12 protein-coding genes, 5 tRNA genes and 1 pseudogene are annotated in these 13,291 nt (G+C 55.2%); 15 read left to right on the top strand and 3 right to left on the bottom strand.

Translation table 11 applies throughout. The annotated features are described in order from the left end of the window. Entirely contained in the window at nt 1-678 is a 678-nt protein-coding gene (locus tag ACGHEN_RS08580) for an NYN domain-containing protein (protein WP_055285223.1), read from the top strand. 27 nt (nt 679-705) lie between these two features. On the opposite strand, the gene ACGHEN_RS08575 is transcribed toward ACGHEN_RS08580, so the two are convergent. Next, complete coding sequence (locus tag ACGHEN_RS08575; RefSeq protein WP_390398775.1) at nt 706-2,046, bottom strand: DNA-binding protein; 1,341 nt, start codon at nt 2,044-2,046, stop codon at nt 706-708. 223 nt (nt 2,047-2,269) lie between these two features. Here ACGHEN_RS08575 and ACGHEN_RS08570 point away from each other — a divergent pair. Further along, a tRNA-Thr gene (locus ACGHEN_RS08570) sits at nt 2,270-2,344 on the top strand. Nucleotides 2,345-2,876: 532 nt separating this feature from the next. Here ACGHEN_RS08570 and ACGHEN_RS08565 read toward each other — a convergent pair. Beyond that, nucleotides 2,877-4,277 carry a PTS transporter subunit EIIC gene (locus tag ACGHEN_RS08565; RefSeq protein WP_117765110.1) on the bottom strand — a complete coding sequence of 467 codons (1,401 nt, stop codon included), beginning with the start codon at nt 4,275-4,277 and terminating at the stop codon, nt 2,877-2,879. Between the two features lie 9 nt (nt 4,278-4,286). Next, nucleotides 4,287-5,705 carry a glycoside hydrolase family 1 protein gene (locus tag ACGHEN_RS08560; RefSeq protein ID WP_390398772.1) on the bottom strand — a complete coding sequence of 473 codons (1,419 nt, stop codon included), beginning with the start codon at nt 5,703-5,705 and terminating at the stop codon, nt 4,287-4,289. Nucleotides 5,706-5,856: 151 nt separating this feature from the next. Here ACGHEN_RS08560 and ACGHEN_RS08555 point away from each other — a divergent pair, with 151 nt between their 5' ends. The 13 genes and pseudogenes from ACGHEN_RS08555 to ACGHEN_RS08495 all read left to right on the top strand — a co-directional run bounded on the left by ACGHEN_RS08555 (nt 5,857) and on the right by ACGHEN_RS08495 (nt 13,109). Then, nucleotides 5,857-6,690 carry a MurR/RpiR family transcriptional regulator gene (locus ACGHEN_RS08555; protein WP_390398770.1) on the top strand — a complete coding sequence of 278 codons (834 nt, stop codon included), beginning with the start codon at nt 5,857-5,859 and terminating at the stop codon, nt 6,688-6,690. A gap of 431 nt (nt 6,691-7,121) precedes the next feature. Next, a tRNA-Tyr gene (locus ACGHEN_RS08550) sits at nt 7,122-7,203 on the top strand. A 10-nt stretch (nt 7,204-7,213) separates the two neighbouring features. Further along, nucleotides 7,214-7,289 (top strand) — tRNA-Thr (locus tag ACGHEN_RS08545). 3 nt (nt 7,290-7,292) lie between these two features. Continuing rightward, nucleotides 7,293-7,369, top strand: a tRNA-Met gene (locus ACGHEN_RS08540). A 96-nt stretch (nt 7,370-7,465) separates the two neighbouring features. Beyond that, a complete protein-coding gene (gene tuf / locus ACGHEN_RS08535) occupies nt 7,466-8,656 on the top strand; it encodes an elongation factor Tu (RefSeq protein WP_117563790.1) in 1,191 nt (396 codons plus the stop codon). A gap of 279 nt (nt 8,657-8,935) precedes the next feature. Continuing rightward, on the top strand, nt 8,936-9,085 hold the full coding sequence (gene rpmG, locus ACGHEN_RS08530) for a 50S ribosomal protein L33 (protein WP_022093895.1): 150 nt from the start codon (nt 8,936-8,938) through the stop codon (nt 9,083-9,085). A gap of 13 nt (nt 9,086-9,098) precedes the next feature. Then, nucleotides 9,099-9,174: transfer RNA gene (locus ACGHEN_RS08525), tRNA-Trp, on the top strand. Nucleotides 9,175-9,250: 76 nt separating this feature from the next. After that, on the top strand, nt 9,251-9,589 hold the full coding sequence (gene secE, locus ACGHEN_RS08520; protein ID WP_117583102.1) for a preprotein translocase subunit SecE: 339 nt from the start codon (nt 9,251-9,253) through the stop codon (nt 9,587-9,589). A 3-nt stretch (nt 9,590-9,592) separates the two neighbouring features. After that, nucleotides 9,593-10,129, top strand: coding sequence for a transcription termination/antitermination protein NusG (nusG, locus tag ACGHEN_RS08515; protein ID WP_006234984.1), 537 nt, complete (start codon nt 9,593-9,595; stop codon nt 10,127-10,129). 120 nt (nt 10,130-10,249) lie between these two features. After that, nucleotides 10,250-10,678: a 50S ribosomal protein L11 gene (gene rplK / locus ACGHEN_RS08510; protein ID WP_022093893.1), complete on the top strand. Its 429-nt coding sequence runs from the start codon at nt 10,250-10,252 to the stop codon at nt 10,676-10,678. A gap of 117 nt (nt 10,679-10,795) precedes the next feature. Further along, the gene (rplA, locus tag ACGHEN_RS08505) at nt 10,796-11,503 is read left to right on the top strand and encodes a 50S ribosomal protein L1 (protein WP_117736544.1); all 708 of its coding nucleotides are present in this window, start codon (nt 10,796-10,798) and stop codon (nt 11,501-11,503) included. Nucleotides 11,504-11,815: 312 nt separating this feature from the next. Next, nucleotides 11,816-12,535, top strand: a pseudogene (locus tag ACGHEN_RS08500) (hypothetical protein). Further along, nucleotides 12,459-13,109, top strand: coding sequence for an isocitrate/isopropylmalate family dehydrogenase (locus tag ACGHEN_RS08495; RefSeq protein WP_390398764.1), 651 nt, complete (start codon nt 12,459-12,461; stop codon nt 13,107-13,109). The pseudogene ACGHEN_RS08500 and the gene ACGHEN_RS08495 overlap by 77 nt, the downstream one beginning before the upstream one ends. The last annotated feature ends 182 nt before the right edge of the window (nt 13,110-13,291 follow it).

Here is a 13,291-nt window from a genome sequence, read left to right as displayed (position 1 = left end):
ATGTCCAAAAAGAACCGCGCCAAGTCCAAGGCCAAGCGCTTTGGCGAGGGCTCGGCCAAGCCGATTGTTTCGGCCGCGACCTATGGCGTGGGCGGCAATGCGTTTGCGCAGGCCATCGCCGACCCGGTCTCGACGGTGCACTCCAACAAGCCCGAGCTGCTGGTGGTCGACGGTTACAACGTGATCCACTGCACGCCGCGCTACGAAAAGCTCGTGTACGACCATTCCGACGATCCGTATTCCAGCGACGTTCACGATATGGCGCGCACCGCCCTCATCAACGACGTCGCCGCCTTTGCCCAGGGCCGCTACGAGGCCGTAATCGTGTTTGACGGCGCGGGCAATATCTCCAGCGAGCGCCCCAATCTGCCGGCCCGCGGCGTGCGCATCGAGTTTTCGCCGACGGGCGTCTCTGCCGATACCGTGGTGCAGAAGCTCTGCATCGAGGCACGCGAGGAAGGCCGCGCGTGCTCCGTGGTATCGAGTGACGGCACGATCCAGGCTGTCGTCATGGGCAAGGGCGTCACGCGCATCTCGAGCCGTATGCTGGTGGACGAGATCAAACAGATCGATAACGACGTTCACGAGGCAGAGGAAGCTCCGCAGATCAAGATGACTCTGGGCAGCCGCCTGAGCCCCGAGGCGCTGGCCAAACTCAAGGCCCTGCGCGGGAGGTAGGGGAGCTGACGGCGCGACGCTGTCTCGCTAACTCCATTCAGCGATGTCGATCATTCTACGGAGGCGCCATGTAAGCGCCTCTTTTAGATATGGCAGCCTTGCCGTGAGCGCGTTGTTTCTGGACAGAATCTCGATTGCCTCGTCAACGAAGCCTTCGAGTTTGTCGCCGTCAAACCAGCCCATGTCCTCGACGAGCAACATTTGTTTGGCGGGGCTTGAATGAAATTGTGCGCTGGTAAAACTGTGCTCTCCCGCCCTAAGCTCCTCTAGTGATATGTTGCACCAGAGTGATGAGCCCGAATCGAAGATGGGGGCTGGTCTGCAGACCAGTGAGTTGACGTTTCGCACGAGGCCGAAGTTGCGCCAATGACGATCGTAGTTGGCAATGATGTCGTCACATACGATCATGCGGTCAAGGGCGTCTTTTATATCTGTCGCTCCAAGCTCCTCACAGTTTGCTACATACCGTTCGTAATCGGTTAGTCGCTCGTCTGCATTTGCATGCTGGTTTACATAGAACGCAGGGACATATTCTTCTTCGTCAGTTAAGAAGACATTGCATGTGCTCAAGGCAGAAGTACCTGTGCCTTCGAGCGAATAGGGTACATAATCGCAAGCGTTTAGGATGCGACGGTGAAGTGCGGTCGCCACCATCTCGTTATAGGGTTCCTGGTTCAGGTGCGCACCTGCCTTGTGGAGTATTCGACGGTCATCCTCGCATGTCCAGTACTTTTGAAGATTGCCGTCCGAGGTGTTATCGGGCTTTGCGGCGGCTGCTTTGCCCTCTGGGGCGAAGGGTGCGATGGACAGAGAGACGTCGTCAAAAGCATTATTGAAGAAATTGATATCTTCCCACGCGAGACCGGAGCCTTGGGGTCTAATCCAATACTGGTCGGATAAGGAGAGGCCAAGATTTCGCTGGATGAGTTCGTCGGGAACATCGACTGCGGCTTCTGCAAGCAGGGAGGCTAGCCCAATGCGTGCGAGCGGGATACCGCGGCCGCGCCACCAGATGCGGAAGGAGTCGAGCGATACAGGTTTGCTGGGAGCAAAAACTCCAATAGGGGCGTGGGCACGATCGACGTCGGCGCCGATGTGGGTGAAGTCTTTCCGTGATCTGCTGTAGACCAGCTGGGCCACTTCGTGCGTGCGGTTCATGAGGGTAAATGCGATTTCGCTTTTCCCATGCCCGCGACGAGGCCGTCCCCCTCTTTTGGTTGCGGAGCGGAGTCGCGTGTCTACGCTGTCTTTGTCGATAAGCCACACGCCAGAAGCCTTGCGGGCGGTCAGCGCGCCGTTCTTAATGAGCTCCTGCACCCTGCGCGGGGTGATGCCGAGCAGTTCGGCTGCTTCCTTTGTAGTCAACATCGCGAAACCCTTCGCCAGAACGAATAGTTTTATATAGCCAATTGTAATTAAAACTATTCGTTCTGGCGAAGAGTTTTAAGATTGAGGGCGAACTGACAGAAATGAACGGGCTTGGTACGTGTTGTTGCTGGATTTTGCATATTTATATAACGCCGCGCGGCCTGTTGCGCCTCGTCCGCAATTCCTTTATTCTTAATTGGCTTCGCGCGAAAGCGCCAAGTGTGCCAGTGTGGCGCAACGGTAGCGCAACTGATTTGTAATCAGTGGGTTGCAGGTTCGATTCCTGTCACTGGCTCCATGAGAGTTTCGGGCTCTGTTCCTTGTGGGACAGGGCCCGTTTCTATTTAGGTGGTGCGCCATTGGGTTAGCGCCCATCCCGTTTTTGGTTTGTCTCGTCCTCCAGTTTGTCTAAATCTGTAACACCAAGACCGATATTTGGCATCTAACTGTTACAGATTGAGATGAAACTTAGGGTGTTTTAGGAATATCTTGATCTGTAACATGTAGAAGCGGAATAGGTCTCCTGCTGTTACAGATCGAGACAAGGGCAGGTACGGTCCTGGATGTCCTGCTCGAGCGTGGATTTCTGGACACGAGAGAGAAGAAAATCTCCCGACCGGAGAACGAGCGTGGATAATTAACTTGGATAGGGAGCTAAGGTAAACACCGATTGTCTATCGACGGCTTTAGAAACAACGACCCCGATTTCATTGTGGAATCGGGGTCGTTTGTGCCTCAGGAATCCGAATGGATTAATCGAGCTCCTAAGGGACTTCTTGGGTTCTTGCTAATGGTCTGCCGAGGATGTCCCCAATGCAAACAGCGGGCATTTACTCAATATAGTTGGGGTTCTTCTTGATGATCACGCGTGCAGCGATGAACGAGACGACGATGGCGATGACGGCGACAACGCACGCCAGTACGAAGTTGCCCATGGATCCATCGGGAGCGATAAAAATCAGCGCCGAAAGAAGGCCGGGGCATGCTCCCGCAACATACTCCTTCAGGACGAAGATACCTGCGGGGAGTCCCGCGCAGAGGGCGCCGATTGCCGTGCCGACAAGCAGGCGGGGACGCTCGATGAGGCAGCCGTAGAACGCGGGCTCAGTTACGCCGCAGAGTGCGGTGACGGCAACCGTGGTGACCATACCCCTCTTCTCCTTGTTGCCTTTCATTGCAGTTGCCAAGGCGAGACTCGTGCCGCCAATGCAGAGGTTTGAGATGAAGCCAAAGATGATGGGCGCCCAGCCGAGCTGCGCCAAGCTCGTAACTTCGATTGCGATGTAGGCCTTATCAAGACCGAGCATGACAAAATAGGGGTTAAGGGCTGCAAGGATTGGAGTAGCGATAAATGCCACGTTATCCATGAGCCACGTGACGGCATCACTCAGCGCGTAGCCCATCATGCTGCCGGCGGGGCCGAGGATAATCAGCTCAACAGGCACGACGATAAACATGGTGAGTAGCGGCTTCAAGAACAGTTTGGTAACGTCCGGGATGATTTTCTGAAGACCGCGATCAACAAAGTACATGAACACAACGCCCAGTACGATTGGCACCACCGTGCTCGAGTAGTCATTCGTTGGGATGGGGATGCCAAGAAAGTCGAGACCCTCAGCACCGCTAATAGACGAGCTAATCATGATTGCGCCCAGCAGCGCGCCCATGATAGGCTGCATCTTCATGACAGCGGCGAGCTGGTAGCCTAGGTAAACGGGCAGGAAGCTAAATGAGGCGCTGAAGATCGCCAGCAGAACCTGAGCAGTTCCGCTATCGGTGCTCAATCCACAATAATTGACCAGGAGATTCTTGATCGAAAGAATGAGTCCGCCAACGATGAGCGCTGGGACGATGGGCATGAATACCTGTGCGGAGACATTTCCGAATTTCTCAACCAGGCTCATGGCAGTGTTGCCGCTTTTGATGCCCTCTGCAAGATCCTTGGCGGTTTGGGCATCGTCGGCAACCGCGCCGCCGCCGACTTCGATTCCCGCGAAGTCGAGGAAGTCGTTGTAAGCCTCGGTGACGTTGGGGCCGATGATCACCTGAAGCTGGCCACCGCTGACTACTGCTCCGAGCGCCTGGTCGGCCGATTTGGCGAGCTGGAGATCGATGATCGAGGTGTCTCGTGCGTCGATGCGAAGGCGCGTCGCACAATGAGTTACCGATGTAATGTTCTCTTTGCCGCCAACAGCCTTTAGGACTGTTTCGGACATTGCCTGATATTTCATCTCTTTCTCCTAGCCTTCCTGCTCCTGATATTTCGAGATAAGGTCTCGGTACCAATACCAGCTCTTTTTGGGGGTGCGCTCTAAATTGTTCTCGAAGTCGATATGGACAAGTCCGTATCGTTTTTCGTAGCCGTTGATCCAGCTATACAGATCCATCGTCGACCAGAGGTAGTAGCCCTCAACGCGCGCGCCGTCGCGCTTAGCCCTCATCATGTGCTCGATGAACTGGCCCAGAAGCTCGATGCGGTCATCATCGTGGATCATTCCGTCTGCGTCTGGTTGCTCATAGGCGCCATGTCCGTTTTCCGTAATAAAGATGCGGGGCGCGCCATAGCGCTCGTGGACATCCATGATGGTTGAATACATGCAACTTGGGAGTATTTCGCGGCCCCATTTATTGCGGGGAACATTGCTGTCGCGGGCGCTTTCAAACAAGGGCGCAATGCATTTTCCTTCGACTTTTTTGCTCGAACCGCCCTTATTGTTCGCCGAAACGGCAAGCTCTCCACCGTGCCAGTCGGTTACATACTCTCGGCAATACACGTTGAGTCCAATAAAATCGACTTTACCGTCTCTGAATTCTTCTACGTCATTTGGGGATCGATAGAGCGAGACGCCAAGTTTTTCAAGGATTTCGTCCATTTCTGGCGGCAGTTGACCCTGAAGCGCTGGTGCCAGAATCATGCGATTGGCGAAAAAGTCTGCGTATCGAAATACGTCATCAGGGTGCTCGGTTGCCGGGTCGAGTTCGACAACGCCGCCATCGTGGACGGCGCCGATGATGCCGTCGTAGCCCATTTGACGATATGCTCGGACTGCGAGTGCGCTTGCGCGCATCAGGTTGTATTGAAACTGCATGTACGACTGAACGTCGAGCGATCGATTGGGGGGATAGTTGCCCAACATGTTTACGCAGTAGCTGTAGAAATGCGGCTCGTTAACGGTAGCCCAGATTTTGACGCGGTCTCCAAAGCGCTCAAAGCAAATCTTGGCGTATTTGCAGAACCACTCTGCCATGTCGTTGTTCAGCCATCCGCCTTTGCAAGCAAGCGTGAATGGCAGATCGTAATGGAACAGCGTAACGTTGGGCTCTATGCCATTTTCGAGGCAGCAATCAATGACTCGATTATAAAAATCGATACCCTCTTCATTCACTTCGCCGATACCCGTGGGGATGATTCGACTCCATGAAAGAGAGAAGCGATAGGTGTTTTGTCCGCCTTCTTTCATCATGCGGATATCTTCTTCATAGCGATGGTAGAAGTCGCAAGATACATCACCGTCAACATGGTTGATGTTCTTATTGCTTGTGTGGTTAAAGAAATCCCACTCGCCGAGGCCTTTGCCGTCTTCGTTCCAGGCACCCTCGCACTGATAAGACGCCGTGGCGGAACCCCAGAGAAACGGCATGTTGTTCACGTTGCCCATGAATCCCCTTTCCATCATTCAACACGGTGGATACGTGTGACGGAATTACGATTAAGATGACGTCAACTGATTTGAATCATAGGAGAACGACCAAAGCTGTTTGATTCAATAAATGAACCATAATATCGAGGAGAGCGGAAAGAGGGATCACGTGAATATCAATGACTTCGATGTGCTCAATCGCATTAACTCCATCATCAACAGCGAGTTTGGGTCAAACGATGCCGCCATCGCTCGATATCTCATCGCTCACATTAGGCGTTCGAGCGAAATCAATGTTGCCGCAATAACCCGCGATGCATTCGTGACCCGTTCCGCTGTTCGTCGTTTCTGCAATCGATTGGGCTACCAGTCTCTTAGCGATTTGAAAGAATCATTTACTCAATCAGTCTTTCCAAGCGACTTAAGCCATCGAGAGGAGGAATTTGGCTACGAGGAGTACAGGGCAGAGCTCGACGTTCGCATGATCGAGATGTTCGCTGAGGTCGAAAGCGGCGTGTCCGATATCGCTATTAAGCACCTTGCCGACGAAATTGATGGCCATAAAAACGTTGAAATCTGGTGCACCAATAATGTAAGCGCCAATCTCGTACGATTTCAGCAGGAAATGTTTTATGCGGGCAAGATAGTTCGCATAGTTGCTGGGGCTAACGTCGCGGAATTGAAAAACATGGGAGACGCTTCGCAGTCATTGATAATTCTCGTATCGGTCTCCGGGCTATTTGCGTCACAGGCGCGTGAGTATCTTGATTGCCGTTCGGGCAGGAAGATTCTAATTACTGCGTTTAGCAACGATGACAAATCGAGGTCTTTTGACCGTGTATATCGTCTTGGTAATGCGGGAAACGGAATTGACCGACTCGGCGTTTATTCGAAATATGCCATGACTTATTTCTTCGACTTGCTATCGTCGTGTTACTTGAGTCGCTACCCCTGCACCAAGGGGGAGCCGCTCTATGGGTCTACTTTGGCCTGGCCCGAGTAGTTGCGGCTCTATAGTTCTCCCGCCTGGAGAACGAGCGTGGATAATCTGCCACTTTGGCCTTAGAGCCGCGCTAAAAGCGGGAGAAAGTCCACGCTCGATTTCAAACGGGAGAAAATCCACGCTCGATCGTGCCGGAAAAGTCCGATCTCAACTTATTAAATAGCGCAAGCGAGACGTTATCTATGTTCAATGCTGTAGGCGTACTCCACCGTGCCAAAGTGTTTCCTTGGTAAACGTCACCACTACACCCAAATCCACCGTTCTTCATATCCAAACTCAATAAAACCGCAGGTCAAAGCTATATAGATACGCCCGGCACCGTGTATCTAGAGGTTTTCGTTGACAGCCCCCAAGGTTGCATCGTATTATCTTTTTCGTTCGCGGGGGCGGCGGTCCAAAAGACCAAAGGACCTGCGGATACTTGAACGATTGGGAGTTTGCCCGAGTGGTTAATGGGGACGGGCTGTAAACCCGTTGGCTCTGCCTACATAGGTTCGAATCCTATAGCTCCCACCCGTCAAGTGCCTGTATAGCTCAGTCGGTAGAGCACTTCGTTGGTAACGAAGAGGTCACCAGTTCAAGTCTGGTTGCAGGCTCCATCCGGCGGTGTAGCTCAGTTGGTTAGAGCACACGGTTCATACCCGTGGCGTCACTGGTTCGAATCCAGTCACCGCTACCATAGGTAACACGGTGGCTTCTCAATAGTATGTTGAGAGGCCACTATGGTTTAAAGGCAAAGTCCCGTCCGGGGACGACCTGTTTAGAGGAGGGCTTTATGGCCAAAGAGAAGTTTGAGCGCACTAAGCCGCATGTTAACATCGGCACCATTGGTCACGTCGACCACGGCAAGACCACGCTGACCGCCGCCATCACCAAGGTTCTCTCCGAGACCGAGGGCTGCAAGGCTGACTTCACTGCGTTCGAGAACATCGACAAGGCTCCCGAGGAGCGCGAGCGCGGCATTACGATCTCCGTCTCCCACGTCGAGTACGAGACTGCTGCCCGTCACTACGCTCACGTTGACTGCCCGGGCCACGCTGACTACGTCAAGAACATGATCTCCGGTGCTGCTCAGATGGACGGCGCTATCCTGGTCATCGCCGCTACCGACGGCCCCATGGCTCAGACCCGCGAGCACATCCTGCTCGCCCGTCAGGTTGGCGTTCCTTACATCGTCGTCTTCCTGAACAAGTGCGACATGGTTGACGATGACGAGCTCATCGACCTCGTCGAGATGGAGACCCGTGAGCTCCTCTCCGAGTACGATTTCCCCGGCGACGACATCCCCGTCATCCGTGGTTCCGCTCTGGGCGCTCTCGAGGGCGACGCCAAGTGGATGGACGCTATCCGCGAGCTCATGAACGCCGTCGACGAGTACATCCCGACGCCTGCTCGTAACAACGACCTCCCGTTCCTGATGGCCGTTGAGGACGTTATGACCATCTCCGGCCGTGGTACTGTTGCTACCGGCCGTGTCGAGCGCGGTGAGCTCAAGCTCAACGAGCCCGTCGAGATTGTCGGCATCAAGGATACCCAGAACACCGTCGTTACCGGTATCGAGATGTTCCGTAAGTCCATGGACTTCTGCGAGGCTGGCGACAACGTCGGTCTGCTGCTCCGCGGCATCAAGCGCGAGGACATCGAGCGCGGCCAGGTTCTCTGCAAGCCCGGTTCGGTTACCCCGCACACCAAGTTCACCGGTGAGATCTACGTTCTGACCAAGGAGGAGGGCGGCCGTCACACCCCGTTCTTCGATGGTTATCGTCCTCAGTTCTACTTCCGTACCACCGACGTTACCGGTACGGTCAAGCTCCCCGAGGGCACCGAGATGGCTATGCCTGGTGACCACATCACCATCGAGGGCGACCTCATCCACCCGATCGCCATGGAGGAGGGCCTGCGCTTCGCTATCCGCGAGGGTGGCCACACCGTCGGTTCGGGCATCGTCTCCACGATCATTGAGTAAATTAGCTCTTTGATATAGCTGACTTAGAGAACCCGGCACTTATATGGGTGCCGGGTTCTTTTCTGCAATGGATATTCAGCCGTTGCTGGTGTCGAGAGGATCGATAATGGTCCTGGATGCACCGTCGATTAGATCTCGATGGCTTCATTGATGTGTTCCAAATATGAATGGATCCACCGAGAACCAATTGACTCGAGGTTTTCATTGACAGCACTTACGTGGAGCTGATAAAGTAACAACTCGTGCCCGTACGGGGCGGAAATGAAAGGTTCAGGATACATGCGTACTCTAGTTACTCTTGCGTGCACTGAGTGCAAGCGCCGCAACTATACGACCACCAAGAACAAGTCGACCATGCCTGATCGTATGGAGATCAAGAAGTATTGCCCCTGGTGCCGTCACCACACGCTGCACAAAGAGACTCGCTAGTCTCTAGTCACATACGCCAGTAGTTCAATTGGTAGAGCATCGGTCTCCAAAACCGAGTGTTGAGGGTTCGAGTCCTTCCTGGCGTGCCAGTCATTATTCCGTAAGCTCCCAATTGGGGGCTTACGGTTTACTCATGTATAAGCGCATTGCGCGGAGGTAACCCAAATGGCCAACAAGAAGAACAAGAAGAAGGCTCAGCAGCCGGCACCTGCCAACAACGCTGCCGCCAACTCCAAGGTTGAGGCCAAGAAGGCCGTTGCCAAGAAGAACGAGAAGGCTGCGAAGTCCAAGAAGAACGAGAAGCCTGGTTTCTTCGCCCGCACCAAGAAGTATTTCGCTTCGGTGAAGTCCGAGATGAAGCGTGTCACGTGGCCCGATAAGAAGGAGCTTGTGAACTACTCGGTCGTCGTTTGCGCTTCTCTGATCGTCGTCGGCGTCGTCATCGCTCTGCTCGATGCTGGCTTTGGCGAGGCTCTTGCTCTGTTCTCTGGATTGAGGGGCTAAACCATGTCTAAGCGTTGGTACGTCGTTCACACTTACTCTGGATACGAGAACCGCGTTAAGTCCGATCTCGAGCATCGCATCGAGACCATGGGCATGCAGGACCGTATCTTTGATATCGAGATTCCTATGGAGCGCGTCACCGAGATCAAAGAGGGTGGCAAGCGCGAGACCAAGGATTCCAAGATCTTCCCGGGTTATGTCCTGGTCCGCATGGAGATGGATGACGATGCTTGGACGTGTGTTCGCAACACGCCCGGCGTCACCGGTTTCCTAGGCGGCAACGGCAAGCCCGCTCCGCTTTCTCGCGACGAGTATAACAAGATGACTCGTCGTCCCGGTAAGGGCGATTCGCCCAAGCGCACCTCGGTTGATATTCAGGTCGGCACGTCCGTCCGCGTCACCGATGGCCCGCTTACCGACTTTGATGGCAAGGTCTCCGAGGTTAACACCGAGGCTGGCAAGCTCAAGGTCACGCTGATGATCTTTGGCCGCGAGACGCCGGTCGAGCTCGACTTTAACCAGGTCGCTGTCATCGCTTAAGTTTTCGTCCGTTCGCGCGAGCGTGCTTCTTCTGTGACTGCTCATCTCAGGAGTGCTTCTAACACGTGCGTGCTTACGATATAGCAAGTACTTCACACTCGTGATTCGAAAGGAATGACCATGGCTGAGAAGAAGGTCGCCAACGTCATTAAGCTCCAGATTCCTGCTGGTGCAGCTAACCCCGCTCCTCCCGTCGGCCCCGCTCTGGGCGCTGCTGGCGTGAACATCATGCAGTTCTGCCAGGCCTTTAACGCCGAGACGCAGGACAAGAAGGGCGACATCATCCCCGTTGAGATCTCTGTCTACGAGGATAAGTCCTTCTCCTTCATCACCAAGACCCCGCCGGCGGCTCACCTCATCAAGAAGGAGCTGAACCTCAAGTCTGGTTCCGCTAAGCCCCAGGCCGACAAGGTTGGTCAGCTCTCCCAGGAGCAGCTCACCAAGATCGCCGAGATCAAGATGCCGGACCTCAATGCCAACGACATTGACGCCGCCAAGAAGATCATCGCCGGTACCGCCCGTTCCATGGGCGTCACCATCGCTGAGTAGCGATTTCTTATGGTAACGACGGGTGCTCCGACCTGGGCGCCCGTTAAATGTGTGCAATAGGGCACACGATACGATGTGGGAGGGCTCACGCCCGTTTAACCACAGGAGGTAATGCACATGGCTAAGCATGGTAAGAGCTATAACGCCGCTGCCGAGAAGATCGATCGCGCCACGCTCTACACCCCCCTTCAGGCTGCCAAGCTCATTAAGGAGCTCGACACCGCCAAGTTCGACGAGACCGTCGAGGCCCACTTCCGTCTGGGCATCGATACTCGTAAGGCTGACCAGAACATCCGTGGTTCCATCTCCCTGCCCCACGGCACCGGCAAGACCGTTCGTGTTGCCGTCTTCGCCGAGGGCGAGAAGGCCCGCGAGGCCGAGGCTGCCGGCGCCGACATCATCGGTTCCGACGAGCTCGTCGCCCAGATCCAGAAGGGCGAGATCAACTTCGACGCCGCTATCGCTACGCCGAACATGATGGCCAAGGTTGGCCGCATCGGTAAGATCCTTGGTCCCCGTGGCCTCATGCCGAACCCCAAGCTCGGCACCGTGACCATGGACGTCGCCAAGATGGTCTCCGAGCTCAAGGCTGGCCGCGTTGAGTACCGCGCCGACCGCTACGGCATCTGCCACGTGCCCCTGGGCAAGAAGTCCTTCACCGAGCAGCAGCTCGTCGAGAACTACGCTGCCCTGTACACCGAGATCCTGCGCGTCAAGCCCTCTTCTGCTAAGGGCAAGTACGTCAAGTCCATCTCCGTGTCTTCCACCATGGGCCCTGGCGTCAAGGTCGATCCCGCTATCCAGCGCGACTTCCTGGCTGAGTAACTAACAGTTACTGCCTGAGCAAAGCAAGCATTGCTAAAGAGACCCGGTTCTGCCTCGTGCAGGACCGGGTCTCTTGCTTTTGAGTCAACGAAACCACCACGAAGGGGACAGGCACCCTTGTGGTGGTTTTACTTGTGTTGTACTTTAGCGCGATGTAGTACTACCCGAGGCCGAAGGGAGCCCAACATGTTTAAGAACACGCAACAGCTCCTAGGCCTAGCGCTACTAGATTGGATAGCGCGCTAGGGTTGTAATCTCGCTATAACGATTTGTTGTACCCGGGTGCGCTATCGTCTGCCGCTTTCAGGCGTGATGAACGACACGGGTATTTTTCTATCTCTAGGCCTTCTCTCTCTCCTGAAAGCCATCTGTCATAAAACGGTCAATCAGGAGGAACATATAAGCCGCAAAATCACAATCTTTGACGCCACCCTGTGCGACGGTGAGCAGTCGCCGGGCGCCAGCATGAATACCGAGGAAAAGCTCTTCATCGCCCGCCAGCTGGTGCGCATGAACGTGGACGTTATCGAGGCGGGCTTTCCCATCTCGAGTCCTGGTGACTTTCGCTCCGTACAGGAGATTGGCAAGATTGCGGGCGACCGATGCACGGTATGCGGCCTGACGCGCGCTGTCGACAGGGATATCGAAGTGGCTGCAGAGGCGCTCAAAACGGCCCAGAGGCCCCGTATCCATACAGGGCTGGGTGTGAGCACCAGTCACCTGCGCGACAAGCTCCATATGACTGAGGAAAGGGCAATTGAGTGAGCGATCCATGCCGTCAAACATGCTCGCAAGTTCGTTGACGATGTTGAGTTTTATGCCGAGGATGCCGGCCGCTCCGATCAGGAGTTTCTGGTGCGCATTATCGAGGCGGCCGTAAAGGCCGGTGCCACGGTCGTGAACATCCCCGATACGATGGGCTACAACATGCCGTGGGACTTTGGCGCCCGCATCCGTGACCTGCGCGGGCGCTGCGGGTGCGGCCGGTCAGCGTGCGGTCGACGTGATGGAGTATCGCGAGTACGAGATTGAGCGCATTGCGCGCCAGGCATTTGAGGCGGCGCGCAAACGTCGCGGCAAGGTGACGAGCGTTGATAAGCGCAACGTGCTGGAGACGAGCCGCATGTGGCGCGAGATCGTGCATCGCGTGCAAGACGAGGAGTACTCCGACGTGGAGCTTGAGGACCTGCTCGTCGACAACGCCGCCATGCAGCTCATCAGTCGACCGGCAGACTTTGACGTCGTGGTGACGGAGAACATGTTCGGCGACATCCTGTCCGATGAGGCGGCTCAGATTACCGGATCGCTCGGTTTGCTTGCCTCTGCCTCGCTGGATGATGGCGTATCGCTGTTTGGGCCGAGCGCTGGCAGCGCTCCTGACATCGCGGGGCTCGGCGTGGCCAATCCGCTGGCTCAAATCTTGTCGGTGGCGATGCTGCTGACCTACGCGCTCGACATGGGCGAGCAAGCCGCGTGGATCGAGAGCGCCGTGGCGCGCGTGCTCGACGAGGGCTGGCGCACCCGTGACATCGCCGATGTCAACACCCCGGCAGATAAGATCCTCGGCACCACGACGATGGGCGACAAGGTCGTCGCCGCGCTGTAGGCGATGCCGATTCAAGCTGTCAAATATCTCAATCTGTAACATCTAAGGGGCAAAATCGTTCCTACCTGTTACAGATTGAGATTTTCGGCCGAGCATCCGTGGTCTGTCTCGATCTGTAACAGCTAACCGATTATTTGGGCCCTACCTGTTACAGATTGAGACAAACCGTTGGGACAGGTCGG

The organism is Collinsella sp. i06-0019-1H4 (assembly GCF_042849575.1).
Taxonomy (GTDB): Bacteria; Actinomycetota; Coriobacteriia; order Coriobacteriales; family Coriobacteriaceae; genus Collinsella.
The sequence above is the reverse complement of the archived record's forward strand: the minus strand, read 5'-3'. Positions and strand labels throughout refer to the sequence as shown.